Annotated in this window: 24 protein-coding genes; 14 read left to right on the forward strand and 10 right to left on the reverse strand. The window is 67.8% G+C overall.

What is annotated here, in order from left to right; all coding sequences use genetic code 11:
- Positions 1-92 precede the first annotated feature (92 nt).
- Both VFB33_08140 and VFB33_08145 read left to right on the forward strand, forming a co-directional pair.
- On the forward strand, positions 93-1,712 hold the full coding sequence (locus VFB33_08140; GenBank protein ID HZO81652.1) for a glycosyltransferase family 39 protein: 1,620 nt from the start codon (positions 93-95) through the stop codon (positions 1,710-1,712).
- Between the two features lie 37 nt (positions 1,713-1,749).
- The gene (locus VFB33_08145) at positions 1,750-2,751 is read left to right on the forward strand and encodes a glycosyltransferase family 2 protein (GenBank protein HZO81653.1); all 1,002 of its coding nucleotides are present in this window, start codon (positions 1,750-1,752) and stop codon (positions 2,749-2,751) included.
- Positions 2,752-2,796: 45 nt separating this feature from the next.
- On the opposite strand, the gene VFB33_08150 is transcribed toward VFB33_08145, so the two are convergent.
- Together VFB33_08150 and VFB33_08155 are read right to left on the reverse strand one after the other, a co-directional pair.
- Positions 2,797-4,122 carry a YhjD/YihY/BrkB family envelope integrity protein gene (locus VFB33_08150; GenBank protein ID HZO81654.1) on the reverse strand — a complete coding sequence of 442 codons (1,326 nt, stop codon included), beginning with the start codon at positions 4,120-4,122 and terminating at the stop codon, positions 2,797-2,799.
- A 283-nt stretch (positions 4,123-4,405) separates the two neighbouring features.
- Complete coding sequence (locus VFB33_08155; GenBank protein ID HZO81655.1) at positions 4,406-6,853, reverse strand: glycosyltransferase; 2,448 nt, start codon at positions 6,851-6,853, stop codon at positions 4,406-4,408.
- 306 nt (positions 6,854-7,159) lie between these two features.
- Here VFB33_08155 and VFB33_08160 point away from each other — a divergent pair, with 306 nt between their 5' ends.
- The 3 genes from VFB33_08160 to VFB33_08170 all read left to right on the forward strand — a co-directional run bounded on the left by VFB33_08160 (position 7,160) and on the right by VFB33_08170 (position 10,707).
- On the forward strand, positions 7,160-8,938 hold the full coding sequence (locus VFB33_08160; GenBank protein HZO81656.1) for an ATP-binding protein: 1,779 nt from the start codon (positions 7,160-7,162) through the stop codon (positions 8,936-8,938).
- The gene (locus VFB33_08165) at positions 8,935-10,425 is read left to right on the forward strand and encodes a sigma-54 dependent transcriptional regulator (protein ID HZO81657.1); all 1,491 of its coding nucleotides are present in this window, start codon (positions 8,935-8,937) and stop codon (positions 10,423-10,425) included. The genes VFB33_08160 and VFB33_08165 overlap by 4 nt, the downstream gene beginning before the upstream one ends.
- A 66-nt stretch (positions 10,426-10,491) precedes the next feature.
- Positions 10,492-10,707, forward strand: coding sequence for a twin-arginine translocase TatA/TatE family subunit (locus tag VFB33_08170; GenBank protein HZO81658.1), 216 nt, complete (start codon positions 10,492-10,494; stop codon positions 10,705-10,707).
- A 319-nt stretch (positions 10,708-11,026) separates the two neighbouring features.
- Here VFB33_08170 and VFB33_08175 read toward each other — a convergent pair whose 3' ends face one another.
- Positions 11,027-12,229 carry a class I SAM-dependent rRNA methyltransferase gene (locus tag VFB33_08175; GenBank protein ID HZO81659.1) on the reverse strand — a complete coding sequence of 401 codons (1,203 nt, stop codon included), beginning with the start codon at positions 12,227-12,229 and terminating at the stop codon, positions 11,027-11,029.
- Positions 12,230-12,236: 7 nt separating this feature from the next.
- Positions 12,237-12,791, reverse strand: coding sequence for a cyclic pyranopterin monophosphate synthase MoaC (gene moaC / locus VFB33_08180; GenBank protein ID HZO81660.1), 555 nt, complete (start codon positions 12,789-12,791; stop codon positions 12,237-12,239).
- 120 nt (positions 12,792-12,911) lie between these two features.
- Here moaC and trxB point away from each other — a divergent pair, with 120 nt between their 5' ends.
- The 3 genes from trxB to VFB33_08195 all read left to right on the forward strand — a co-directional run bounded on the left by trxB (position 12,912) and on the right by VFB33_08195 (position 15,691).
- On the forward strand, positions 12,912-13,853 hold the full coding sequence (trxB, locus tag VFB33_08185) for a thioredoxin-disulfide reductase (GenBank protein ID HZO81661.1): 942 nt from the start codon (positions 12,912-12,914) through the stop codon (positions 13,851-13,853).
- A 61-nt stretch (positions 13,854-13,914) separates the two neighbouring features.
- Complete coding sequence (locus tag VFB33_08190; GenBank protein HZO81662.1) at positions 13,915-14,895, forward strand: potassium channel protein; 981 nt, start codon at positions 13,915-13,917, stop codon at positions 14,893-14,895.
- A 49-nt stretch (positions 14,896-14,944) separates the two neighbouring features.
- A complete protein-coding gene (locus VFB33_08195) occupies positions 14,945-15,691 on the forward strand; it encodes an isoprenylcysteine carboxylmethyltransferase family protein (protein HZO81663.1) in 747 nt (248 codons plus the stop codon).
- Between the two features lie 71 nt (positions 15,692-15,762).
- Here the strand turns inward: VFB33_08195 and hemB are convergent, their stop codons facing one another.
- The 6 genes from hemB to VFB33_08225 all read right to left on the reverse strand — a co-directional run bounded on the left by hemB (position 15,763) and on the right by VFB33_08225 (position 22,341).
- Entirely contained in the window at positions 15,763-16,734 is a 972-nt protein-coding gene (hemB, locus tag VFB33_08200; protein ID HZO81664.1) for a porphobilinogen synthase, read from the reverse strand.
- Between the two features lie 113 nt (positions 16,735-16,847).
- Positions 16,848-18,392: a uroporphyrinogen-III C-methyltransferase gene (gene cobA / locus VFB33_08205; protein ID HZO81665.1), complete on the reverse strand. Its 1,545-nt coding sequence runs from the start codon at positions 18,390-18,392 to the stop codon at positions 16,848-16,850.
- Entirely contained in the window at positions 18,385-19,404 is a 1,020-nt protein-coding gene (locus VFB33_08210; GenBank protein ID HZO81666.1) for a hydroxymethylbilane synthase, read from the reverse strand. Before VFB33_08210 ends, cobA begins: the two co-directional genes overlap by 8 nt.
- Before the next feature lie 36 nt (positions 19,405-19,440).
- Positions 19,441-20,790 (reverse strand): glutamyl-tRNA reductase, encoded by a 1,350-nt coding sequence (gene hemA / locus VFB33_08215; protein ID HZO81667.1) that lies wholly within the window; start codon positions 20,788-20,790, stop codon positions 19,441-19,443.
- A 3-nt stretch (positions 20,791-20,793) separates the two neighbouring features.
- Positions 20,794-21,624, reverse strand: coding sequence for a c-type cytochrome biogenesis protein CcsB (ccsB, locus tag VFB33_08220; GenBank protein ID HZO81668.1), 831 nt, complete (start codon positions 21,622-21,624; stop codon positions 20,794-20,796).
- 15 nt (positions 21,625-21,639) lie between these two features.
- Positions 21,640-22,341, reverse strand: a complete 702-nt coding sequence (locus VFB33_08225) for a bifunctional precorrin-2 dehydrogenase/sirohydrochlorin ferrochelatase (protein ID HZO81669.1) — start codon at positions 22,339-22,341, stop codon at positions 21,640-21,642.
- A 124-nt stretch (positions 22,342-22,465) separates the two neighbouring features.
- On the opposite strand from VFB33_08225, the gene VFB33_08230 reads away from it, so the two are divergent.
- The 6 genes from VFB33_08230 to cpaB all read left to right on the forward strand — a co-directional run bounded on the left by VFB33_08230 (position 22,466) and on the right by cpaB (position 26,711).
- Positions 22,466-22,843, forward strand: coding sequence for a DUF192 domain-containing protein (locus VFB33_08230; protein ID HZO81670.1), 378 nt, complete (start codon positions 22,466-22,468; stop codon positions 22,841-22,843).
- A gap of 287 nt (positions 22,844-23,130) precedes the next feature.
- The gene (locus VFB33_08235) at positions 23,131-23,430 is read left to right on the forward strand and encodes a hypothetical protein (protein ID HZO81671.1); all 300 of its coding nucleotides are present in this window, start codon (positions 23,131-23,133) and stop codon (positions 23,428-23,430) included.
- Positions 23,431-23,781: 351 nt separating this feature from the next.
- On the forward strand, positions 23,782-24,300 hold the full coding sequence (locus VFB33_08240) for a hypothetical protein (protein ID HZO81672.1): 519 nt from the start codon (positions 23,782-23,784) through the stop codon (positions 24,298-24,300).
- A 156-nt stretch (positions 24,301-24,456) separates the two neighbouring features.
- A complete protein-coding gene (locus VFB33_08245) occupies positions 24,457-24,648 on the forward strand; it encodes a hypothetical protein (GenBank protein HZO81673.1) in 192 nt (63 codons plus the stop codon).
- Positions 24,649-25,010: 362 nt separating this feature from the next.
- Positions 25,011-25,508 carry a TadE/TadG family type IV pilus assembly protein gene (locus VFB33_08250; protein ID HZO81674.1) on the forward strand — a complete coding sequence of 166 codons (498 nt, stop codon included), beginning with the start codon at positions 25,011-25,013 and terminating at the stop codon, positions 25,506-25,508.
- An 87-nt stretch (positions 25,509-25,595) separates the two neighbouring features.
- On the forward strand, positions 25,596-26,711 hold the full coding sequence (cpaB, locus tag VFB33_08255) for a Flp pilus assembly protein CpaB (GenBank protein ID HZO81675.1): 1,116 nt from the start codon (positions 25,596-25,598) through the stop codon (positions 26,709-26,711).
- The last annotated feature ends 15 nt before the right edge of the window (positions 26,712-26,726 follow it).

A 26,726-nucleotide genomic window follows, 5' to 3' on the forward strand; every position in this document is an offset into this window, starting at 1 on the left:
CAACTCTCCCGCGAGCCATAGGCTGCACGGCCCAAAGGCCGCAGCCCAACCGTTTGCTCCGCCGGCGTCCGCCAGTACGATAGCGGGACGCTATGGAGCTTGCGGCTGAGGGCACTTCGCCGACTGCCGCCGCGCCCGATGGCGCGGCGGAGAGCCGGCGCATCACCGGCTGGCTGGCACGCTGTTCGGAGCGACAGGTGGTGTGTGCGGTCACCGCGCTGGCGGCGCTTATCCGGCTTTACCTGGTCGCGACCAGCTATTGCATCGCGGCTGACGGCGTCGCCTACCTGGCGATGGCCCGCGAGTTCGCCGCGGGCCGCGCGCGAGACGCGCTCGCATGGGTCTTCTCGCCGCTTTATCCGTGGCTTGTCGCGCAGGTCCACTGGGCGATTTCGAACTGGGAGCTGGCGGGCGAGCTGCTATCGGTCGCGCTCGGCAGCGCCGGCGTGGCGCTGCTCTACTATCTGATGCGCGAGGCTTTCGGGCGGCGCGCCGTCGCCGCGGTCGCGGCGACGCTCGCCGCGATCCATCCGATGCTGGCCGCGTTTTCCGCCTCGGCGCGCACCGAGGCGGGCTACGTCGCGCTGGTCACCGCGGCGCTGGCGCTCACGATGCGCGCCGGGCGGCGCCAAAGCCTCGAGCTGGCCGCCGCCGCCGGCGCGTTATGCGGCCTTGCGTACCTCTACCGCACCGAGGGCGTCGGAGTGCCGGCCGCGGCGGCCGTGATGCTCGTCGCGGGCGCGCTGGTGTGGCGGCAATGGGCGCTCCGATGGGGAATCGGCGCGGCTGCGATTCTCGTCGCGGTGTTCGTCCTCGTCGCCTCGCCCTACCTGCTCTGGCTGCGCCAGTATACCGGCCACTGGACGGTCGGACGCGAAGTGGGCGTGGTCACGATGGAGGCGACAGGCTCGACGAAGGGCGAGCTCGAGCGCTGGCGCCATCTGGGCTACCGGCGCGAGAACTCCTGGCTGAGTGCGGTGCGGATGGATCCCGGCGCCTACCTGCGCAAGGTCGGACGCGACTTTGTGGGCTCGTGCTATGCCTTCGTCCAGGCGACCGATCCGCTGCTGTTCGCCGCGCTGTTGGTCGGTCTGTGGGCCGGCGGGCGGGCGCTCCTCGTGCGATGGGAGGAGGCGACGCTGGCGTTGATCGTCGCGATGTACTTCATCGGCTTTGTCCTCACCGATACAGGGCCGCGGCTGATGTCGCACGTCGTGCCGTTTGTCTTCGGATGGATCGCGATTGGCCTGGAAGTGGCAGCGGGACGGCTCGACGCGCACCTGCGCCGCGCGCGCCGGCCGATACTGCGGCGCGTGGGCGGGGATGTCATAGTCGCAACGGTGGTGGCGCTCGTGCTGCTGCCGCGTACACTCTTTCCGCTCGGCTACGATCAGCGCGGACTGCGCTATGCGGGGCAGGAGCTCGCACGCCGCGGCGCAGGCGCGGTCACCGTTGCGGGCACCGACGTGCGCGTGGCGTTCTATGCCGAGGCGCGATTCATCCGCCTGCCAGCCTATCCCGCCGGGCCCGGCGGACTGTGCGGGTGGCTTGCGGAGCATCGTGCCGCCAACTATCTCATGATCGATGACCGCACCGAGCGGCGTTGGGGCGGTGGCGGGGGGAGCCCATGCCTGAGCTTGATCAAGCGTTATCCACGCGTCGGATCCACCTGGTACGACCTGTATGCGCTGCGCGAGCCGTCGTCCTCCTGATTAGGCCGCGCGGCCGCCGGCAGGCCGCTGAGCCGCTATGAAGCAGGCCGCTTCGCAAACTCCGGCCGAGAGCGGAGCGCAGGCGAGCCTCGGCGCCGACGCGCCGCCCGAGCTTTCGATCGTCGTGCCGATGTTCAACGAGGCGGCGGTTATCGACCGCTTCTTCGAGCGCCTGGGCCGCGTGCTCGAGCGCCTGGGCCTGAGCTACGAAGTCGTGGTAGTCAACGACGGCAGCAGCGACGACACGCTGGCCCACCTGCTCGAGCATCGCGCGCGCAACCCGGCGATCAAGATAATCAGTCTCTCCCGCACCTTCGGCAAGGACGTCGCGCTCAGCGCGGGTTTCGACCATGCGCGCGGCCGCGCCGTGGTGCCGATTGACGCCGATTTGCAGGATCCGCCGGAGCTGATCGAGCAGATGGTGGCGCGCTGGCGCGAGGGCTACGACGTAGTGTACGCGACGCGGATGCGGCGGCCGGGCGACAGCTGGCTCAAGCGCACCACCGCGCATTTCTTTTATCGCGTCTTCGAGGCGATCGCCGACGTCCCCATCCCGCGCGACACCGGCGACTTCCGCCTGCTCGACCGGCGGGTGGTGGACGTGATGATCCGGCTGCCCGAGCGCACGCGCTTTATGAAGGGGCTGTTCGCGTGGGTCGGCTTCAAGCAGACGGCGATCTACTACGAGCGCGAGCCGCGCCCGGCCGGCGGCACCAAGTGGAATTACTGGCGGCTATGGAACTTCGCGATGGACGGGATCACCTCGTTCAGCTCGGTGCCGCTAAAGATCTGGAGCTACTTCGGCTTCGTAGTCTCGCTCTTCGCCTTCCTCTACGCGGTCGTGCTCGCGGTAAGGAAGCTGCTCAACGACGTTGATGTGCCGGGCTATACCTCGCTGATGGTGGTGGTGCTGTTCCTCGGCGGCATTCAGCTCATCACGCTCGGTATCCTCGGCGAGTACATGGGGCGGGTATACAACGAGGTCAAGGGCCGCCCGCTCTATGTCGTGCGCGAGCTCTACGGCTTCGACCGCGACTAGCGCGGGCGCCGCGCCGCGCGCGTTGAATCATACGGCCGCTGGAAGCTAGCCGGCAGTGCTGCCGCTGGAGGGTGCGTTCTGTTCGGCGGGGGACGGAGGCACCGTCGTGGGCGAGGACGCTGCGCGCTCGACCATGTCCTTGACCGTGAGCGCGCCCAGCGCCTCGCGCTCGGCCGCATGCACCCGCTCGACTATCGCGGCCACCCGCCCGTCGACGGCGATTGCCTGCGCGTGCTCGTCGGCGCGCATGCAGTCGATTACTTCGCCCAGTCCGATCGTTCCCGAGTCGCGGGCGAGGAACAGGCCGCCGCCCGCGCCGTCGCCACTGGTTTCGATTACCAGCCCGCCGCGCTGGAGCCGGCGCACTACCTCGGTCATCGTCGGCTCGTCGATTGCGAACTCGGCCGCAAGGCTCGCTCGCGTAACCGCGCCCGGCCGTCCCGCCATCCGCTCCCCCAGCCGTAGAACCGCCATCAGCGCGGCCGCTCGCTCGCTCTGCATCCAGGGCTCCATGGCGAGCGGCTGGTTGCGCCGCTCGAAGGCCGCGGTCATCTCGCCGCCGAGCAGGACGACCACCCACGTCATATATATCCAGGTCAGCAGCACGGGCACCGCCGCGAGTGCGCCGTAAATGGCGGCGTAGCGGCTGATGCCGAGCTGAAAGTAGATGAAGCCCCACTGCGCGATCTGGAGAAGAATCGAAGCCGCGAGCGAGCCGAGCGCCGCCGCTTCCAGCCGCACGCGGCGATTGGGGAAGAACACGTAAAGGAAGAGAAAGCCGGCCCAGATCGCAATCGTCGAGCTGATCCATCCCGCGCCAGGAACCTCGGGCAGACGGTTGACGAGGAACTGGCGCACGCCGAGCGCTCCGGCGAGCAGCACCGGGACCGCAAAGGTCACGCTGAGGTAGTCGGCGAAGCGCCGGCCGAGGCTGCGGCCGCTAACGACGCGGAAGATCTGGTTGAAGGCCTGCTCGATCGTGCCCAGCGTCAAGACCACGGTGACCAGCAGGGTGGCGGCGCCGACCGCGCCGAGCGTGCGCGCGTTAGCGCGCGCGACGAACGACAGCAGGCGATCGGTAATCTCGGGCGAGTGGGCGCCGACGAAGCGCTCAATCAGCGGACGGATAACCTCGGCCCCGCCCAGCCCCTTGAGCGCCGAGAGCGCGACCGCGAGGATCGGCACGATGGACAGTCCGGTAGTGTAGGTCAGCGCGGAGGCCCAGAGCAGGTCGTTGTTGCGCTGGAAGCCCTCGATGACGCGCTCGATCACGCCGGCGGTGCGCGAGCGTAGCGCGCGGGCCAGGCGTGAGTCGCGTGCCTGGGCGCGGGCGTAGAGTTCGCCAAGCAGGTCGTGCGGCGAGTCGCTCATCGGAGCCCCCCGGCCGGCGGCATGCGGCGTGTCTGGCCCTCGCGCACGTCGCGCCGGCATTGCCTTGCGGCGGCCGGGCAGTAAAAAGCCACCCCGGGGTCGCCGCAAGCGACAGCGCTAATTCGGGATATATCGGATGAGGCGGGGTGGGGGAAATCCACACTGCAAAGCTGCGGGGCGGGCGGCGCGCGCGCCGCCCGCCCCGCCACCCACTCCACCTCTGCCACCCATCTGGGCCGCGCGGGGCGCCTGCGCGGCCGTAGCTCAAAGGGCGGGGTATCTTCTAGTCTGCGAGGGTCTGGTTGTCCACCAGCAATTTCGCCGGCGTCGCCAGCGGACGCGCCGCTGCCGCGGACGGGCGTGCCGCGGCGGCTGCGGCGCGCCGCGCCGCTGCCGTGGGTTTGCCAAGCGGCGTCAGATTTAACTCGTGTGCGGATTGCTCGACCGCCAGCCAGGCAAGCCGCGCCGACTCGATCGCATCGGCGGCCACGAACAGCGCGCCCGCAATCGTCATCGCGGTGAGCGCCGCGGCGACCAGCGGCTGGCCGAGCGCGATGCCGAGCGCTGCTGCCACGGCCGCGGTCAGGAGGCCGGCGCGGCTCAGCCAGCTCAGCCGCACGCGCACGGCGACGTGATTACGCAGACGCGCGCCTTCATGTTCCTCGTCAGCGGTCTTGAAGCGCAGCCGGGTCCATGGGCCGGGCCGCGCTTCGAGGTCAAAATCGTTCCATCCGCTATCGGTAATGACTGCGGCGCCGGCGCGTGAGAGATGGCGCGCCAGGCGTTCGAGCAGCGCCTCGCGCGTGGTCCACGCCTCGTTCCAGTACGACAGACCCAGCGCGCGGGCGCGCAGCCGGAGCGAGGGGCGCTGGCGCGGCTGCGCTTCGCCGCCGGCGGCGCCGCCCGCGCCCAACCGCGTTTTCCATCGCGCCCACGTCCGCGCCATCGGGCCGCTCCAGGCGAGCGCCGCGACCAGCAGCCGCGCGCGCCACGTGTCATGGCACTGCTCCAGCGGCGCGCGCGCCGCGTAGTAGAGCGCCCATAACGGCCCCATGCCGAGCATCGCCAGCGCCGGCAACGCCGACAGTCCACCAAGCCACATCAGGGCCGCCGCCGCGCTCCAGAGCAGATGCCACTCCAGCGTCTGCGGCAGGAAATTGGCGATTCCGGGTGGCCGCTCCTTGATCGTCTGCCATCCTGCCGCCGCATGCGTCCATCCGATCCGTGGGCGTCCGGCGCCGGGCACGGTCGCCGCGAGGCCGGGGATGATGCCGCGCCATTTGATCTGGCCCAGCGCGTTGAAGCGCTCCGGATACTTGAGGTAAAGCATCGCCTCGGCCCGCCCGTATCCACGCTGTTGACCGTAATAGGCCCTTATCGTGTTGCGCCGGAAATGCCAGACGAAAGCGGAGGGGCAATAGCCCAGCCGGTAGCCCGCGTCGAGCAGGCGCCAGCACATGTCGACATCGTCGCCTGCGGCGGTGAACCGAGGATCGAAGCCGCCGAGCGCGACCAGGGCCGGCTTGCTGAACGCCATATTGCATCCGGCCAGATGCTCGGCGCGGTCGTCAGCGGTCAGCACATGGCAGGGCGCGCCGGGCGACGCCGCAACGCAGGCCTCGATGCGCCCCTCCTCGTGCGGAGCGTAATTGGGACCCCCGCAGCCGTCCAGACTATCCTCGACTATCGCCCGCACCATCAGGGTCAGCCAGTCGGGATCGACCACGCAATCGGAGTCGGTGTAGGCCACTATTTCGCCGTGCGCCGCATGCAATCCGACGTTGCGGGCCACGCTCAGCCCCTTGTTGGGCTGGCGGATAAGCCTGAACTGCGGGAACTCCATCGCGATCTCGGCGGTGCGATCGCGCGAGCCGTCGTCCACGATGACGACTTCGTAATTGGGGTACCGAAGCCGGGTGAGCGACTCCAGGCAGGCGCGCATCGTGCGCTCGGCGTTATAGGCGCAGATCACCACCGACACCATCGGGCGGCGCGCCGGCGCAGGCGGAACACTCCCGTTCAGCACCAGGAAAGGCGTTGCTTCGTCGGCGCGCAGCATCTTCAGGCCGAGCAGGCCCGAGGAGGCGGTGCCACGCTGGACCAGCGGCGCGATCACGCCGGCCGCGCCGACACCGAAGGCGGTCGCGACCAGTTCATCCTGATCCGCCGCCGCCATGGGAAACTCGATCACCACCGGACGCGCCATCGCCAGGTTGTGCAGCGCGACCACGAAGCGCGCCAGTTCAGCCGGCGCAAGCCCTTCCACCGAGGCATAGAGGAAGTCCTCGACCGGCATCGCTAGCGCGAGCGTCTGCGGGCGATGTCTTAGCGCAACCAGTGCGCGTGCGTCGCGCAGGCGAATCGCGCGTACGAGCCGCCGCAACCCGCGCTGCAGACGCGTCAAACCGAACTCCTTGAGCTGTGCGGAAGCGAGCGGGCAGTCAATCAGGTAGCCGATGAGCGCCGGATGGTTGCGCCAGGCGTTCGCAGCGTGGGAGACGCGGGAGAGTGCGCCGCGAATTGCATCGGCTCCCGTGAGCTCCGAGGGGTCGATCACCAACTCGATCAGCGCGCTCAGATCAGCCTGCGCGGCAAGGTCGAGCACTGGCTCACTCTGGGCTTCGCTGAGGACGAGCGCGGTGGTGTGGGCGTTGCGCAGAGCTTCGAGGCGGGCGCGCAGGTCGAGCTTTTGGCTCAGGTCAAGCGTCGCACCGACCTCGGGCAGGCGCATCGCCTTCAAAAAGAACTTCTGGCCGCAACGGGAAAAGAACTTGCCATGACAGAGGATCGCCGGAGGCGGGTTATTTTCTGGTCGCACGTTGGGGCTAGGGAGCCAAAGCTATGCCATCAAAAAATGCCCGTGGCGCCTTAGGTTTTTGCCTGATCGGCGGGCGTGGAGCCGAACGAATTGGGATGGCGGCTAACCCTTTTGCGACTTTGCACAATCAAAGACAGCCGTTTTGCGGCTTGCAAATCGGAGCCGGGGCTCCTAGAAGGCTTTTTTAGCCGGTGTTATAAGAAATCCTGGGAAATCGTCGTGGAGCAGCACCCCAAGGTCCATCGCCCGGCGCGCGTCACCGAGTCCACAGCCGGTTGTGCCAGCGTGCTCGACACCTGCGGGCAGAAAGCGAAGAAAGTCCGTCCGGGCCATGCGGCCAGGGCGGCGCGCCGCCCCAGCGACGCGCCCATCGAGGCGACCCCCGAGGAGCTGGACGCCATCCGCCGGCAGCTCGGCGCGATCGAGCATTCGCTGGCGACCCTGTTCGGCGACTGTTACGCGCGGGGGCCGCAAAGCGAAAGTTCGCGCCGCGCCGCCGCCGACATCGTCGAAGGCGACTTCGACGCGATCGTTGCGCAATGGACTGGCGCGATCCGCGGGATGTTCAATCCGCAGGCGATCCCGCAAAACGATCAAATTCCCGAGAACTGCACCAACGCGCTCATCCGCTTCATCGACAACCTGCGCGACCGCGACGACCTCGCCACTTACGTCTATCTGCGCCGCCACTGCCAGGAGGGGATGCTGTCGCGGGTCAAGCCGTCGGAGTTCAACGTCCTGCACATCGCGCTCAAGCAGATCATCCTCGAGCGGGTGCGCGCGACGCTCAAGGGGCGGCGGATGGAGCGGGTGCGCGACGCGGTGGTGGCGGCGATCGACGAGCGCCGGCTGATGGTCTCGCAGTTCTACATCGAGTCGCGCGAGCGCGCACTGCGGGTTTCCGAAGAGAAGTACCGCAACTCGATCGACCACGCCCCCGACCCGATGTACGAAATCGAGCCGCACACCTGGACTGTGCTCGGCGCCAACGCCGCCGCCGAGGAGCTCCATCGGATCGTTCCCGGACAGCAGGATACGCCGCTGGTCGGCCGTTCGCTGGCCGAGCTGGGGCCGCCGCCGGAGCGCCCGCACATCCTCAAGCACGTCGAGAAGGTGGTGCGCGAGGGCTCCGACCAGATCCTCGACTGGCCCCTGGCGGGCCGCTACTTCGACGTCAACTCGGCGCTGATCTCGTTCGGCAACCGCCAGTTCGTGCACATGATCCTGCACGACGTGACTCAGCGGCGCGAGATGCTCGACGAGCTGCTGCGCGCCGAGCGGCTGGCCGCCGCCGGCACCTTCGCCGCCGGGGTCGCGCACGAGGTCAACAATCCGCTCGCGTCGATTTCCTCGCTCGTGCAGTCGCTGCTCTCCGAGGAGTGCGACTCGGCGCGACGCACCACCCTGCACACCATCCTGGGCCAGATCACACGCATCTCGGGCACCCTCAAGGACCTGGTCAACTTCGCCCGCCCGGCGCCCGCCCAACGCACCCGGCTCGACCTCAACGGCCTGGTCACCGAGACCATCCGCCTGGTCGGGTACAACAACCGCTTCCACGGCATCAGCTTCGAGCCCCATCTGGCGGCGGACCTCAAGCCCGCCTTCGCCGACAGCAACGAGATCCAGCAGGTGCTGATTAACCTGCTCTTCAACGCTGCCGATGCGACCCATCGCGAGGGCGGCGCGATCCGCATCGTGACCGAAAACCTGCCCGCGCGCGACAACGGCGGGCCGATCAGGAAGGTCTCGATGCGCGTCGTGGACAACGGCATCGGCATCCCGCCTGAGCATCTCAATCGCGTCTTCGACCCCTTTTTCACCACCAAGCCGGCGGGCGCGGGCGTCGGACTGGGGCTGTCGCTCTGCCAGCGCATTATCCTGGCCAACCACGGCACCATCCGCATCGACAGCGAGCTGGGCAAGGGCACCGCTGTGACCATCTGTCTGCCGGTGTACGACGGCGATGCCGCGGCGGCCGCCGTCACAGCGCAATGAACGAGAGCGAGCCGCTCAAGCCCGAGGCCTACGCGGCCGAGCCGCGGCCGGCGCCGCAGCGCGGGCCCTGCCATGTCCTGGTGGTCGAGGACGAGGAACTGATGCGCTCGATCATCGCGCAGCTCCTGCGCAGCGAGGGCTACGTGGTGTTCGAGGCGCACGCCGCTGAGGTCGCGCTGGGCATCTTCGAGCGCGAGAAGATCGATTTGGTGATAATCGACGTCAACCTCGGCGGCGCGACCAACGGGCTGGGTCTCCTAAGCCGGGTGCGCGCGCTCGACTCCGAGGTGATGGGAGTCATCGTGACCGCCTACCCCAGCGTGGAGTCGGCGGTGCACGCCCTGCACGAGGGCGCCTACGATTACATCACCAAACCCTTCGCCAACGACCATCTCAAGGCGGTCGTGCGCAACGCGCTGGCGCAGAAGGCGCTGTTCCAGGAAAACCGCTTCCTGCGCCGCGAGCTGCGCGAGAAGTACCGCTTCGAAAACATCATCGGCAAAAGCGACGCGATCGAGCGGGTCTTTCGCGTGATGGAGAAAGTCGCACGCACCGATTCCAGCGTGCTCATCACCGGTGAGTCGGGCACCGGCAAGGAGCTGGTGGCGCGCGCGCTGCATTTCAGCTCCGAACGCGCCAACGCTCGGTTCTTGCCGATCAACTGCGGGGCGCTGCCCGAAAACCTGCTCGAGAGCGAGCTGTTCGGCTACAAGCGCGGCGCCTTCACCGGCGCGGCGCAGGACAAGGCGGGCCTGCTCAAGGCCGCCGACAAGGGCACCGTGCTGTTCGACGAGATCGGCGAGATGCCGCTCGCCCTGCAGGTCAAGCTCCTACGCGCGCTCCAGGAACGCGAATGCTATCCGCTGGGCTCCAACGATCCGGTCGGCTTCGACGTCCGCGTGATCTGCGCGACCAACCGCGACCTCGAGCGCGAGGTCAAGGAAGGGCGCTTTCGCGAGGAGCTGCTCTACCGCATCAACGTCATCACCATCAAGCTGCCCGCGCTGCGCGAGCGGCGCGACGATATCCCGCTGCTCGCCAATCACTTCCTGCGCAAGTACGAAAAGCAGCTCGGGCGCGCCGGGATGCGGTTTTCCAAGGGCGCGATGCGCACGCTCGTCAGCTACGCCTGGCCGGGCAACGTGCGCGAGCTGGAGAACACGGTCGAGCGCGCGGCGATTCTCGCCGAGACCGATGTTATCCACGCCCACGACCTGCCCGACAAACTCTCCGACAAATCGGTGGCGACGCCGGTCGGCGACGGTTCGGGGATGACGCTGGAGGAGCTCGAGCGCGAGCACATCCGCCGCGTCCTCACGCGCGTCCAGGGCGACAAGGTGCGCGCGGCGCAGGCGCTCGGCATCCATCTCTCCACCCTCTACCGCAAGGTCCAACGCTACCGGCTCGAAGGCGTGGGCGCGGCAGCGGCCGCCCCGGCCTCAGCCGCGCCGGGCGGCGCGGCTCCGGTGCGCGGGCAGGCGGGGTAGCAATCGAACAGGGCGCGCGATAAACTTTAGCGAGCGCGGAATCTGTTGAGCCGCGCGGAGAAAACCATGGACATTTTCGCTCCATCCCATCTGCTGATTCTGCTGGTCATCATTCTGATTATTTTCGGGCCGAGCAAACTCGGCGACGTGGGCGGCGCGCTGGGCAAGGCGATCAAGGACTTCAAACGCGCGATGAACGAACCCGACGCGCAGACGCCGCAGGCGCAGAAGAGCGCCGAGGCCAAGCCCCCCACTGAGGCCAACCCGGCTAAGCCCGCGTAGTCGCGTAACCAGGTCCCACCCGCGGCCGGTGGCCGACAGAACCTTCCCACCGCTGCAAGCCGGCGTAACCTGCAATCTGCTCTCCCTTTCGTCATCCTGAACGAAGTTTGCGAAGTGAAGGATCCCGCACCGGGCGCGCGCGGGGTCCTTTGCTGCGCTCAGGATGACAGGCAAGAGCCTGAGCGGGAGGAAAGACGGCGCGGCAGTCGACGCGCCCAGCGCTCTAGATGATTCTTCCCCACCTGCTGTCCCGCATACGATGCGTCCGAGACGTCGGGCAGAAAACGGCAATCCGTTCTGGCGCAGCCTTCCTCCGAGTCTAGTTGAGCGCGTGGAGCAGGAAGCCCGTGAGGTACTCGCCTTCGGCGTGGCCGAGCAACACCGGATGGTCGGGGCCGGGGCCGAGCCGCTCGAGCAAACGCATCCGGCGCCCGGCGCGCGTCTCGGCCATCCGCACCGCGCGCAGGAAATCCTCGCCGCGAAAGTGCGACGAGCAGCTGAACGTCATCATGAAGCCGCCCGGCGCGAGCGCGCCGAGCGCGAGCGCGTTCAATTCGAGGTAAAGATGGGCGGCGCGGGCGGCGTCGGCGCGGCTGCGCGCGAGCGGCGGCGGGTCGAGCGCGATCAGGTCGAAGCGCTCCGTGTTGTGCCTGAGGAACTCGCCGGCCTCGCCGAGGACGAAGCGCACGCCGTCGGCCGGATGGGCGTTCAGTTCCACATTGCGCCGCGCCCACCCAAGCGCCCGCGCCGACGTATCCACCGCGACCATCGCGCCCGGCGCGAGCGCGGACTTTGCGCAGGCGGCCAGCGCGGCGAGCGTGAAGCCGCCCGCGTAGCAGCAGAGGTCGAGCACACGCGCGCCGTCGCGCACCAGCGCGGCGAAGCGCGTGCGGTTTTCGCGCTGGTCGAGAAAGTAGCCGGTTTTCTGGCCATGCGCGAGGTCAACCTCAAGCCGCACGCCATTCTCGCGCACGACGATTTCCTCGATCCGCTCGCCGGCCAGAACGCCGACATGATCGGCGAGCCCTTCCTGCCTGCGCACGGCGCCTTGGCTGCGCTCGATGATCGCGCGCGGGCCGAGCATCCGGCCAAGCTCGGCGACAATCTCGCGGCGCATCAGTTCGGCGCCCGCGGTCAGCAACTGGACGACGGCGATGTCGCCATAGCGATCGACGACCACGCCCGAAAGTCCGTCGCCGTCGCCGTTGACCATGCGGTAGCAGTCGGTGTCCGGGCCGATCACGCGCTTGCGCAGCGCGCCTGCGCGCTCAAGCCGCCATCGCACGATTTCATCGGGGCCGGGTTCGTCGTCCAACGCGAGCATGCGCACCGCGATCGTCGTGGACGGATTGTAGTAGCCGTGGCCGATCGTTGCACCGTCGGCGTCGCTGACCCAGACCCGCGCGCCGGGCTCGATCGCGGCCGGCTCGACGCGCTCGATCGCCTGAGAGAAGATCCACGGATTTCCGCCGCGCACCGGGCCTTCGCGCCCGCGCCTGAGAATCACCCGCCCGGCGGCCATCGGCGCATCAGCCGGCGGGCCAGCTCGGCTCGCCCGCCCGCTCGAAGACTCCGCTGCGCCCGCCCGACTTGCGGATCAGGCGAATCGCGTCGATCGTCATCGCGCGGTCGATAGCCTTGGCCATGTCGTAGATGGTGAGCGCGGCAGCGCTGGCGGCGACCAGCGCTTCCATCTCGACACCGGTGCGCGCGGCGGTGGCCGCGCGCGCCTGAATCTGGAGTGCGGAGCGCGCGTGGTCGGGATGAAACTCGACCTCGACCACTTCGAGCGCAATCTGATGGCAAAGCGGAATCAGCTCGTGCGTGCGCTTGGCCGCCATGATTCCGGCCAGGCGCGCGGCGGCGAGCGCCTCGCCCTTCTTGAGCCGGCCGCCGACGATCGCCTCCAGCGTCTCGGGGTGCATCCGCACCGCGCCGCGCGCGATCGCCTCGCGCCGCGTGACCGGCTTCTCTCCCACGTCGACCATGCGCATGCGGCCGCGGCGGTCGAGATGGGTAAGCGCGGCGGCGGTAGAGGCCGCGCCGCGCGTTGAGCGCTTGCGAGTGGGCGGCTTGCGTGGCATCGGCGGCGACGGCTAAGAGCTTATGTTGACGCGATGCGTCGCGGCAATAAAGCTGGAGCTTGTCCGCGCAGTTGCCCGCGGCGCGCGCATTCTCGCAAAGGCGGTTGCTAAGCACGGTTCATGGCAGACAAAACCCATCGCCTCGTAATTCTCGGCTCCGGCCCCGCCGGACTCACCGCGGCGCTCTACAGCGCGCGCGCCAATCTCGCGCCGCTGCTGATCGAGGGCGCCGAGCCCGGCGGCCAACTCACGATCACGACCGAGGTCGAGAACTACCCGGGCTTCGAGCACGGTATCCAGGGCCCGGAGCTGATGAACATCTTCCGGCGTCAGGCCGCGCGCTTTGGCACCGAGTTCGTGATGGGCGAGGTGACAGCCGCCGATCTCGGCAAGCGGCCGTTCGTGCTCAACGTGGACGGCAAGTCCGTCCGCGCTGACGCGCTCATCGTCGCCACCGGCGCCTCCGCCAAGCTTCTGGGACTGGAGTCGGAAAAGCGCCTGATGGGCTACGGGGTCAGCGCATGCGCGACCTGCGACGGCGCCTTCTTCAAGGGCAAGGAGGCGGTGGTGGTGGGCGGCGGCGACACCGCGATGGAGGAGGCGACGTTTCTGACCCGCTTCTGTACCAAGGTGACGATCATCCATCGGCGCAGCCAGCTTCGCGCCTCCAAGATCATGCAGGAGCGCGCGTTCAAAAACCCGCGCATCGCGTTCATCTGGGATTCGGTCGTCGAGGAGGTCTTCGGCGAGCAGAAGACCGGCGTCAGCGGAGTGCGCTTGCGCAACCTCAAGACCGGCGCGACGAGCGACTTCCGCACCGACGCGCTCTTCGTCGCGATCGGCCACCAGCCCAATACCCGGGTCTTCGCCGGCCAGCTCGACATGGATGAGGCCGGCTATATCAAGGTGCGTGCGGGCTCGACCCATACCAGCGTCGAGGGCGTCTTCGCCGCGGGCGATGTCGCCGACCGCGTCTATCGGCAGGCGGTGACTGCGGCGGGCACCGGATGCATGGCGGCGCTCGACGCCGAGCGCTGGCTGGAGGCGCGCGAGGCGGGCTGAGCCGTCTGCGCATGGGGGGGGCGGCGAATTTCGCGTCGGCGGCGGGCGGGAGCCGCGTCGGATGAACCCGGGGCGCAGGTTTCTCGCCGCGCTGGCGGGGATTGTCGTGCTCACGCTCGGCGGCACTGCCGGCTACATGGCGATCGAGCGCATGACGCCGCTCGATGCCCTCTACATGACCGTCATCACGATCTCCACCGTCGGCTATCACGAGGTGAAGCCGCTCGACACCAGCGGCCGGCTGTTCACGATGGCGCTCATCATTACCGGAGTCGGCGCCGCCTTCTACCTCTTTGCCGCGATTACCCAGTTCGTAGTCGAGGGCCAGCTGCGCGAGTTTCTCGGGAGGGCCGCGATGAAGCACAGGATCGATCAGCTCGAAGGCCACATCGTGATCTGCGGCTACGGACGGATGGGCCGGGTGGTGGCCGAGGAGATGGCGGCGGCGGGACTGCCGATGGTGGTGATCGAGCGCGACGCGGTGCGCGAGGCTGAGCTGCGCGAGGCCGAGCTCCTTTACGTCATCGGGTCGGCGCTCGAAGACCGCGTGCTTGAACAGGCGGGTGTGCGCCGCGCGCGCGCGATCGCGGTGGCCACCGCCTCCGACGCCGACAACGTTTACATCACGCTGTCGGCGCGCACGATGAACCCGACGATCCGGATCCTCGCGCGCGGCGAGTCGGAAGCCGGACTACAGCATCTGCGGATGGCCGGGGCGGACGTGGTAATCTCGGCTTATCAGTGGGCCGGGATGCGGCTGGCGGCGAGCATCCTGCGCCCGTCGGTGGTCGATTTCCTCGAGCTGTCGATTCCAGGGCGCGGGGCCGAGATCGATCTCGAAGAGGTGCGGGTGGCGGCCGGCAGCACGCTCATCGGCCAGCCGATCTCGGCGGTCGAACGCAGCGCGCCGCGCCTGCGGATAATCGCGCTCAAACGCGGCAACGAGCCGACCGCGCTGATTCCCGATCCTGCCACCCGCATCGCGGCCGGCGATTTCCTTGTCGCCATCGGCGACCGCGAAACCCTGCGCCGGCTCGCCTGACGACGGCGAACCTTTGAATCGCGCGTTTCATCCTGCCACAGTTTGCGCCATGGACGAGGCAGGACCGGCGGGGGGCGTTGCCAAGGCGACCGGCGGGTTGAAGGTGCCAACGGGGGAATTGGCTTCCGCCCCGGCGCGGCGCTGGCGGCGGATCGACGTTCGGCTCGCTGAGATCATCATCTTTCTAGTTGCGGTGGTCGGCGCGGTCGCGCTCGGCCTCGGCATTACCGACTACTTCCGCGACCATCCCTACATCTGTGCCTACCTTGTCGCCTACGTGGGCTTCCGCCTGGCCGATGTCCTCGTGCGCGAGGACTTCGAGCCGCCGCCCGACACCGCGGGGCTGTCGGGCTCGATTCTGCGCCAGTTGCCGGTGTTGCTGGCGTTCGCGGCCGCGCCCTTCGAGCGCACCTATCTCTATGGTTCGGAGCCCGCGCACTGGGTGCAGGCGTTGGGATTCCTGCTCGAACTGCTGGGGCTTTGGCTTGCGCTCGGCGCGCGCATCCAGCTCGGCTTTTTCAGTTCGGCGCCCACTCCGGGCGCGCCCGCGACGCTGGTGCGCAACGGGCTCTACCGCTACGTCCGCCATCCAATCTACCTCGGCGAGTTCCTGGTCGTCTTCGCATGGAGCTTCGAATGCGGCGCGCCGATTGCCGCGCTCATCACGATCGTGGTGGGGGCACTGATGGGACGGCGGCGAATCGCCGTCGAGGAGGCGGAGATGCTGGCGCAGTTCGGCGAGGAGTACGCGCAGTATATGCGCGAGACCGACGCGTTCATTCCCAACGTCTGGTAGCGCGGCGGCGCCGGCTGGCGGCGTGGTATGCGATGGCCCGTCGGCGCGCCGCTTTCGGCCGCCGCGCGCGCCTATTTGAGCCGGCGGGCGACTTCGGTCGCGAAGTAGGTGAGGATCAGGTCGGCGCCCGCGCGCTTGATCGCCCCCAGCACCTCCATCACCGCGCGTTCCTCGTCGAGCCATCCGTTGAGCCCGGCCGCGCGCAGCATCGCGTATTCGCCCGAGACGTTGTAGGCCGCCAGCGGCACATGGAATTCGTGCTTGGCGCGGTAGATGAGGTCGAGATAGGCGAGCGCCGGCTTGACCATCACGATGTCGGCGCCCTCTTCGAGGTCGAGCGCGATCTCGCGCATCGCCTCGTCGCCGTTGGGCGGGTCCATCTGGTAGGAGCGGCGGTCGCCGAACTGCGGCGCCGACTCGGCGGCCTCGCGGAACGGCCCGTAGAAGGCCGAGGCGAACTTGGCCGAGTAGGCCATGATCGGCACGTGCGCGAAGCCGTTGTCGTCGAGCGTTTTGCGGATCGCGCCGACCCGCCCGTCCATCATGTCCGACGGCGCGACCATGTCGGCACCCGCGCGCGCGTGCGAGAGCGCCTCGCGCGAGAGCAGCTCGAGGGTGGCGTCGTTGTCGATGTCGTTGCCGACCACCATCCCGCAATGGCCGTGGTCGGTGTATTCGCACATGCAGACGTCAGTGACCACGGCCAGGCCGGGGACATGCTCCTTGATTTCGCGGATCGCGCGCTGGACCTCGCCCTGATCGTTCCACGCCTCGCTGCCGCGCGGGTCCTTGCGCTGCGGGATGCCGAACAGGATCACCGCGGGGACACCGGCACCATGGGTTTCGCGCGCCGCGCGCACCACTCGGTCCACCGACATCTGGGCGACGCCAGGCATCGCGCCGATCGGGCGGTTCACGTCGCGCCCGGGGCAGACGAAGAAGGGCTGAATGAAATCGTCGGGCGCAAGCCGCGTCTCGCGTACCATCCGGCGCAGGGTTTCGGTCCGTCGCAACCGGCGCGGACGATTGATCGGGAACGCCATCGTTGACGTGCACCCCCTCGGAGGGCTTCGCCGCCGATTATATTGATGGGGCGGCGCTATGCGAAGTCGGACCGGCGGTGTGCATCGCCGCCCGGTCCAAGGTTGCCATCGGTCTATCCAGCGCTCCGCGCCAGATAATCCCGCATTGCTTCGATGAGTGCGGGCACCGTGTAGCTCGGGGCTTCGACGACGACCTTAAGGCCGGCCTCGCGCGCGCTCGCGGCGGTGATCGGACCTATAACCGCCGCCGGCAGTCCGCGCGACGCCTCGCCGACCATCGCGCAGAAATTGGTCACCGTGCTCGAGCTGGTGAAGGCGACAAGGTCGATCGCCCCCGCTGCGGCAAGCGCACGCACGCGCTCGACCGGCGCTCGCGCGGGCGCGACTGTTTTGTAAACCGGGGCGACGATGACCTCTCGCGCTCCCGCCTCGCGCAGCATCGCGGGCAGGACCTCGCGCGCGACTTGAGCGCGGGGGATGAGAATACGCGCACCGCCGAGCCGTGCGCCGCCGATCGCGTCGAGGATCGCCTCGGCGCGATATTCGAGGGGCTGGGCCGCGACCGTCAGCGCACGGGCGGCGAGGCGTGCAGCGGTCGCGGGGCCGATCGCGGCGAGCTTCGCGCCTGCCATCGCGCGCACGTCAACCCCGCGCTCGCGCATCCGATCGACGAAGCGTTCCACGCCCGTCGCGCTGGTGAAGATCACCCAGTCGAAGGAGTCCAGGCGCGCAAGCGCCGCGTCGATTTCGGCGTAGCTGTCCGGCGCCACAGTCTCGATCGTCGGAAACTCGATCACCTCGGCGCCCATCGCGCGCAGCCCGTTTGCGAACGCGGAGGCGGCCGAACGCGCACGCGTGACCACGATTCGCCGGCCGAACAGCGGCATCCGCTCGAACCATCCGAGCCGTTTGCCCATCGCGGCGGTCTCGCCCACGACGACCACCGCCGGCGCGCCGACATTGGCTCGCTCGGCCTCGTCGGCGAGCGTGGCGAGCGTGGCGATGAGCGCGCGATGCGCCGCCACGCTCGCCCATTGCACGATTGCCGCCGGCGTCTCCGCCGCGAGTCCCGCCGCGGTCAAGCGCGCCAGCGTTTCACGCAGCCGCGCCCGTGCCATCAAGAGCACCAGCGTGCCGCCCTTGCGCGCCGCGGCGGCAAGCTCGTCGAGCGGGGCGCCGCCGCCGTCGGCGCGCTTGAGCCCGTCCAGATGCGCGGTCAGGAAGGCGACGAAGGAGCCGGCCCGGCGATGGGTCAACGGGATGCCGGCGAACGCGGGCGCCGCGATCGCCGAGGTCACGCCGGGCACGACTTCGAATTCGACGCCGGCTGCGCTCAACGCCTCGGCCTCCTCGCCGCCGCGGCCGAAGATGAAGGGGTCGCCGCCCTTGAGCCGCACGACGCGGCGACCGGCACGCGCGTGCTCGATCATCAGGCGGTTGAGCTCGGCCTGGTCGATATTGCCGGGCGCGCCGGCGCGCTTGCCCGCATAAATCAGCTCGGCGGCTTGGGGGGCCAGCAGAAGCAGCTCGGGGCTGACCAGCGAGTCGTGGATAACGACCTCGGCGCGGCGCAGGGTCCGTTCAGCGCGCAGCGTGATCAGGTCGGGCGCGCCGGGTCCTGCACCGACCAGGTAAACCTTTCCCGCCCGCTCAGCCATCGCCGAGCAGCTCGCGTCCGCCGCGCTCCAGCATCCGCCGCGCCAGCCGCGCGCCTGCCTCGGCGGCCCGCGCGGGCGACGCATCCGCTGCCCGCGCTTCGCTCAATTCGTCGGCCAGGTGGCGGGCGCCGTCGACGCTGAACACGAGCGCGCGCACGTTGAGGACGCCGTTATCGAGGCGGGCGCGCACGCCGACCGGCGAGACGCACGAGGCGCCGAGCGCGGCCAGAAAGCCGCGTTCGGCGCTGACTTCGCGCCGCGCGCGCGCATCATCGAGCCTGGCGAGCGCGGCGGCGAGCTCGGCCGAGCCGCCCAGCGGCTCGCCGGCGCGCGCCTCGACCGCGAGTGCGCCCTGCCCGCCAGCGGGGACGAAGTCGCGCTCGTCGAGCGGGAAGAGCGTGACGCCGGCGGGGCGCGCGCGCGCCAGCCGTGCCAGCCCCGCCATCGCAAGGATGATCGCGTCGAAGTCGCCCGCCACGAGGCGTCCCAGACGCGTATCGACGTTGCCGCGCAGCGCTCCGACGTCGAGGTCGGCGCGGATGCGCAGCGCCTCGAAGCGCCGGCGGGGGGACGAGGTACCCAGGCGCGCGCCGCGCGCGAGCGGGGCCAACGCTTGGGCGGCCGGCATCGCGTCGGCCGCCGGAATGCCGGGCGCGGGCTGCTGATGCGCGCCGCCGCCGGCGGCGCGCATCAGCAGCGCGTCGCGCGCATCGGCGCGCTCGGGCACCGCCGCGATCTCCATCCCCGGTGCGGCCACCGCCGGCAGATCCTTCATCGAGTGCACGGCCAGATCGATCCGGCGCTCCGCCAGCGCCTGCTCGAGCTCCTTGACGAAGAGCCCCTTGCCCCCGACCTGCGCCAGCGCGGCGCTGCCGAGCTTGTCGCCGCTGGTGCGGATTGGGACGATTTCGATCTCCACCGACGGCATCAGCGCGGCGAGCTCGCTGCGCACGAGCGCGGCCTGGGCGAGCGCGAGCGCGCTCGGGCGGGAACCGATGCGCAGCGTGGCCATCCCTGATCTCAGCGGCGTGCGCGGACGCCGCGCCGTTCACGATTTTTCGTCGTCGTCATCGAGGTCGAGCGCGGCGCCGGCGGGCGCGTCGAGCGCCAGCGCTCCGCCTGCCAGCTCGCCGCAGAGCAGCCGGCGCGCCACCTCGGCGGTGTAGGCCGGGTCGGGAACGCCGCCGCCAGCGCCGCGCAGGCCGCTCAGGATGCGATGGAGCAGCTTGTTGACGAGCGCGCGGGTGAGTGACTCGATGCGCGCGCGTTCGGCGGGCTCGAGCCCGGCCAGCCATGCGCGGTGGCGTCCGAGCTCGGCCTCGCGCAGTTGCTCGATACTCACGCGGATGTCCTTGATTGCGGGCACCAGCTCCAGGCCGCTCATCCAGCGCATGAAGGAGTCAAGCTCGGCGGCGACGATCGCCTCGGCCTTGTCGGCCTCGCGCGCCCGCTCATCGCGCGACTCCGCGACCACCGCGCCGAGATCGTCGATGTCGTAGAGGTAAACGTTCTCCAGCGCGTTAAGGCTCGCGTCGAAATTGCGCGGCACTCCAACGTCGATCAGGAACATCGGGCGGTAGCGCCGCTCGCGCAGGATCGCCTCCAGGTCGGCGGACTCAAGCACCGGACGAGCTGCGGCGAGCGAACCGATCACGATGTCGGCGAGCTTGAGGTAGGGTCGATGGTTTTCGAACGGAACCGCGGTACCGCCCAGCGAACGCGCCAGCGCCACCGCGTTATCAAACGTGCGGCTGGTCACCAGCAAAGTCTCGGCGCCGAGACCGCGCAACTGGCGCGCGGTCAGTTCGGCCATCTGCCCCGCGCCCATCAGCATCACGGTCTTGTCGGCCAGAGTGTCAAAGATCCGTCCCGCAAGGCGCGCGGCGGCGGAGCTGACCGACACCGAGCCGCGCCCGATGAACGTCGCCTTGCGCACGCGTTTGGCCACCGAGAAGGCGCGATGGAAGGCGCGATGGAGCACCAGGCCCACGCTGTGGGCTTCGGCCGCCTGCGCATAGGCGGTCTTGAGCTGGCCCAGGATCTGCGGCTCGCCGACCACCATCGAGTCAAGGCTCGCGCCGACGCGGAACAGATGGCGGGCGGCTTCGCGCCCCTCGAAGCGGTAAAGCGCGGGCCGGAACAATGCCGCATCCACATCGCGGTCGGCGGCGAGGAAGTCGGCCGCCTCGGCGCCCGCGCGCGCAGGCTCGGCGGAGACGCCGACGATCTCGACGCGGTTGCAGGTCGAGATCAGCGCGGCTTCGCTGAGCGCCGGCGCGCGCAGCTTGAGCCGGCCCAGGGCCGCAACGATCTCCTGGTCGGGATAGGCCAGCCGCTCGCGGACCGCGACCGGCGCGGTGCGATAGTTGACGCCGACGATGAGCAGCGCTTCGTCCATCGCCTAGCCGAAAGTGCCTCCATGCTTGCCGGGAAAGACCAGGCTTACGCCCAGGAACGATCCGAGCAGGACCGTGAAGACCGCCAACGTCAGCGCCGCCGCGCGCCGGCCGCGCCATCCCACCGTGATCCGCGATTCGAGCAGCGCCGCGTACAACAGCCACGTCAGCAGCGACCACGACTCCTGCGGCTCCCACGACCAGAAATGCCCCCAGGTCGCCTCAGCCCAGATCGCGCCGCTGACGATCGCCAGCGAGAGCATCACGAAGCCCCACTCCAGCAGGCGGTAGTTGATGCGGTCGAGCTTCTCGAGGCTCGGCACCGGCTGGCCCGCCGGCGCCAACGGGCGCTTCGCCTTCAGCCGCGATTCGTACACCAGGTAGGCGAGACTGACCCCGGCGGCGACCACGAACAGCGCGTCGCCGAGAAAGGCGAGCGTCACATGCACCGGCAGCCACGCGCTGCGCAGGCTCTGGGGGATTATCAGGCGCCCGGGACGCGTCAGGACGTACGCCGCGCCCGCGGCCAGCAGCACGCCGGGCGCGACGAAGGCGCCGAGCACCTGGATGCGCATGCGCACGATCAGCGCGAGGCTTACGATCGCCGTAAGCCAGGCCAGGAAGGACAGCGACTGCGCGAAGTTGGTGACCGGGATGTTGCCGGCCGCCAGGGCTCCCACCACCAGGTCGAGCGTATGGAACAGGACCGCCGCGCCGAGCAGCGGCACCGCCTGCTCCGACCATCGCGTGCGGTTCGTAACTCGCCCGCCCACGAATCCCGCGGCGCTCAGCGCGTAGCAGACCAGGGCAGGCGGCAACCAGATCGTCGTGTTCATCGCGGCGGTATGGATTCAGCGCGCGGCGCGCTCGTCGCGCCCGCGCCCGATGTTAAATAATGCCGGGTCGATGCCGAGTTCAACCGCCCCGAAGCCGACGCACTCGACGAGCAGCCGTTCGATCCGCTCCGATTCGCCGCGCGCGATACAGTTCGCGAGATCGGACTCGGCCAGCCGTTTGAGCTTGCGCGCGCGAAGTTGAGGATCAGGTTCACGCTCGCGCAGCAGGCGGCGCGCCGCGCGCATCAGCTCGAGCGCCGGCGCGTATTCGGGTCCGAAGCGTGATTCCAGCTCGGCGCGCAACCGGCGCGCCGTCGCGGGGCTGGCGCCCGAGGTCGAGACCGCTATTTGCAAGGCCCCGCGCCGCATCACCGCCGGCGAGATAAAGCTGCACGCCTCGGGCGCGTCGGCGACGTTGACCGGGATGCCGCGCCGATTTGCTTCCGCAACCACTGCGCCAGCGAGCGTGCGGTCGTCACTTGTTACATAGACCAGCGCGGCGCCGTCGAGGTCGCTAGCTTGAAAATCAGGGCCGCGATAGACCAAAGTGCCGGCCTTCGCCATCGCGGCAAGTGCCGGCGTGATCGCGGCGCCGACCAGTACGGCCTGCGCGTCAGTCTCCAGCAGGTCGCGCACCCTGCGTTCGGCCGCTGCGCCGCCGCCGACCACGACACATCGGCGGCCGTCGACTCTGAGGAATACGGGCAGATAGCGCATTGATCGCACGGCGATTGTATTACATGAACTTTCCCTGAGACAGGCCGCCTCGTCGGCGAATGGCGCCCGCGTGGTTGCGCCACACGCAGACGCGCGAGCGGAGCGGAGAGGAGAGAGGAACCATATGGCAGCGAGCGGCATGCGCGCGATCAATCAAACTCGTGGCACTGTGCTTTGCGCGCGCTTGGAGGACGCGGGCGGCGTTAGCGGCAAGAGCCGCGGATTGCTTGGCCGCGACGCGCTGGAGGCTGACGCGGGGATGCTGTTCGAGGCCGGGCGCTGGGAGCCGTTTATGTGGATGCACATGATGTTCATGCGTTTCGCGATCGACATCGTCTTCCTCGACCGGCGCGGCGTCGTGATCAAGATCAATCGTAATCTGCGGCCGTGGCGGTTCTCTTCTTTGGTCTGGGGCGCGCGCAGGGCGCTCGAACTGGCGGCCGGCGGGGTCGGGCGCAGCGGCACCGAGGTCGGAGATCAGGTCGTGATCGAACACGGCTGAGTGTGGCAGAGATTTCCGCTCAAAAATCGTTGTTTTGCAATCGATTTCGCCATTATTTCGCAAAAACCGCGGTTGCGCTGCAGCCATTTCGGCGGTTGCGAGAATGCAACTTTTGGTTACTCGTCGCGCTAAATGGCGACAGAAATCATCAGGGATAGGGTCAAAAAAATCGCTGGCATGGTTGGTGCTATCAGACAACGCCAAGTCTAGCCAAAAGCAGAAGCAGTTTAGTACTTGATAGCACGTTAAAATTAGTATAGAAGAATGATGCTGCGAGAGGCGATGCCATGAAGACAGTGACGCATCTCAAGGCCGGATTGGTTAGCCGAGCAGCGATAGAACCGATGCTGGAGCACTCCAGCTCGGATAAAAAGGAAAGCAAGGAGGAGAGTCGAATGGAGTTTCTGAACAGGTGGTACCTCAAGGCCCGCGAGCGCGTTGCCCGCTTCCAGCGCGGTCAGGACATGACCGAGTACGCGCTCATCGTGGCCGCCATCGCGATCGTCGTCTTCGCCGCCTACGAGATCATGGGCCAGAGCATCAGCAAGCTGGCCAGCGGTGTCGACTCCTCACTGACGAACGCGTAAGCAAGCCTCGAAGAAACGGTTCCATGTTTTTGCCCGGCGGGCGGTCCGATGGCCGCCCGCCGGGTCCCGCCAGACCTGCGCAGTACCCCATACAGCTTTGTGATTGTCCTCCGGGCCACTAGCCCGTAAGAACCGGAGCATCTGAAAAAGGGCAGGCGAGAGGCGCTCCTCGAGCCAGGAAGCTGTTGCGCGCCTGCAACCGGCCTTGGTGCGACGGCGGAACGTTCGCTGTCGCTAATCGCGCCAATCTGTAGTGATTGTGGCGAGCGGCGATGGCGCGCGATCTGCATGGGCGTCCCTGTTCCCGTGTCGTGGATGGGGGAGTGCTGTGGGCATCGGAGGGGAGGTTCGATGAGGGAGTTGACCAAAGGCCATAGTACTATCGCAATCACCCTTGCATTGCCGCTGATCGTCGGAGCCGTGTCTCTGGGTGGCGCGAGCGCCAGCGTTTACCGGCAGCGCATCGCTCTGCAGGAGGTCGCGGACGGCGCCGTTCTGCTCGGAGTCGCCTATCTGCCACACGATCCTGCCAACGCGGCGAAGCTCGCCTTGCGCTACGCAACCTTTCGGGAGCCGAAGTCGCGGGTCGTGTACGAGCAGGTTTCAGCCGATCGCCGTTCGCTTACAATCGTGATGAAGCGGAAAATCCACTACGTCTTTGGTGATTTGAGCCGCACCCACACCGATTTCGTGACCGCGAGAGCGACCGCCACCATAAGAAAAAGCCGCGGAATAGCGGTTCCCGCAGCTCCACCATCAATTACCGCCAAGCCAGCTTCATCAGAGAAAGATATGACGCTCAGCTGCAATGAAGCGCTGCTCAGGGATGCCTTTGCGCTTGCTAATCTTAAATCATCGACGGCTAGCTAGGTCTCGCCAAAGAATCGGGCTTTGAGCGCCGCAGTAGCACAGGTTAGGGCTCGGCAGACATTTCTCTTTGAAGCAGAATGACGCTCTTAAAAATGAATTAAGATAACTTGACATAATAAAGTACCTTGCGTAACATCGTCCCGCAGGAGGGATGTTATGGAACTGGTAGGAAAATGGTTCATTCGTACGCGTGAGCGTCTGGTTCGTCTGGAGCGCGGTCAGGACATGACCGAGTACGCGCTCATCGTGGCCGCCATCGCGATCGTCGTCTTTGCCGCCTACGAGATCATGGGCCAGAGCATCAGCACGCTTGCCAGCGGCGTCGACTCGACTTTGTCGAACGCATAATTCCCCCTCGGGTACGACGGAGCTCGCGCTCCGTCGCGCCCAACGTCAAGGCTCATAGTCACCGAAGGGTCTCAAAAAGTACTTCGCGAGAAATGCGTACAGGAAGGGCCATCATCGCTCGCCGCCGTCAAAACGTGCTGTCGCGCCGACAGCGTCATCGCGCTATGCTCTGGCTAAGATTCGGCGAATGGTGGGGTGGTTTGCTGAGGCCAGATGTCTTTCGAAGCTCCAACTGACACGGTCTTGCTTCCGACTGGTTAACCCCATAGTTTGTGGAACTAAAGGTAGGCCAGATAGGCGGTGTCAGCTTCAAGGCGGTTCCAAGTGACCCTTCGTTCGCATCCTCAGAGGCTACTACCGCTATGACAGAAAATGCGCCACGGCGTCGCTTCACAGGAACGATTTCTGGATCGCACCGGATAGCGCGAAATCGGGGCCAGGCCGCGGTCGAATTTGCGCTGGTGATGATCGTGGCGATGATCGTATTGTTCGCCGCGGTACAGATGGCCGTCATCGGTCAGGCCGCCTTGGCATTGGGCCAGATGAACTACCAAGGCGCGCGTTACGCCGCGGTGAACAGCAGCGCGAGCTGCAGTCAGGTCGCCACGTACATGGCCGGCGTCGGCTCGCCCACCATTACCAAGAATGGCGTCAGCTGCACCAGCTGTCCGGCAAGTGGTGGTGCGGTCGGTGTCCAGATGACGTGCAGCGGTGGTGCCTGCGGGACTCGCAACTTCGGCGACCCGGTGCAGGTATCACTCTGCTTCGACGCGAGCAATCTGTTGTTCCTGTCGCAGAACTTTCTCGGGGTCGTTTTTCCAACTCAGCTGAGCAGCACCGAGACGGCGATGACGGAATAGGGGCGCACACGCGCGCGAATGTATCGAGCGTTTTTATAGACCGGCCCCGGTGGGGGGGCCGCCCGCATCTCGGGGGGGAGGGGTCAGATGAGACGATCGCTGTTGTTCATGATGCTCGCCGGCGTCGCGGCGCTGGTGGCTGCACTGGTCGTCTACTCGGCGCTCAAGCGGCGCGAGCGCGAAGTCCAGGAGGCGATGGCGCAGTCGGTCAACGTGGTGGTGGCTGCGCACGATCTCCATATCGGCACCAAGCTTGATCCGGCGGCGGTCAAGCTCACCCGGTGGTCACGCGACAGCGTGCCGCCTGGCGCGTTCACTGACGTTTCCGCGGTGATCGGCAAGTTCACCAAAACGCCCTTCGTCGAGAACGAGCCGATCGTCGGCAACCGCCTGTTCACAGGCGTGAAGACTGCGGGCGTGATGCCACTATTGATCCCGCCGGGGATGCGCGCGATGTCGGTGCCGGTGGACGAAGTCAGTGACATCGCGGGCTTCGTTCTGCCCGGCGCGCATGTCGATGTCCTCGTGGCGCTCCAGGATCCGGCCACCAACAACCAGCCTTTCTCCAAGATCGTTCTGCAAAACGTCGAAACGCTGGCGGTGGCGCAGGAGATCGAACAGGGCAAGGACGAGCCGAAAGTGGTCAAGGTTGTCACCTTGCTGGTCACGCCGGAGGAAGCCGAGCGATTGGCTCTGGCCAGCCGCGAGGGCAATCTGCGTCTGGCGCTGCGCAACTACGAAGACACCAAGGTTGTGATGACCAACGGCGCCAACGTGCCGGCCTTGCTGCGCGGCACCAATGCGCCGCCGCTGATTGCGCAGCAGGCGCCTGCAGTGTCACGTGTCGCTGCGCCGCGCCATGCGCGTCCCAAGGCGGTCAAGATCGAAATTCTGCGCGATGGCAACAAGAGCGAATCGATTTCCTTCGTGCACGGCCGCAGCGCGCGTAACGCGTCAAGCCTGAACAACACCACCGTGGGCTCGGCCGCCGCAGAGTTCGAAACGGCCGGGATCGAGGCGGCGACTCCCGCGGTTGAATCGCGGCCGGCGGCGGCAGTAGCGGCCACTGGCGCGCGCCCATCCGCCGGCGCGCCCCGCGGCCGTGCGGCCTCGCCGTCGGACAGCGTGGGCTTTGCTTCGAGTGCGCCAGGCGCGATTCCATTCGCCTCGGAGCCTAATTCGAAGACTATCGACGTTCCGTGAGTCAGGGGGAGGATG

It is taken from the genome of Candidatus Binataceae bacterium, assembly GCA_035650475.1.
Lineage (GTDB): Bacteria > Desulfobacterota > Binatia > Binatales > Binataceae > JAKAVN01.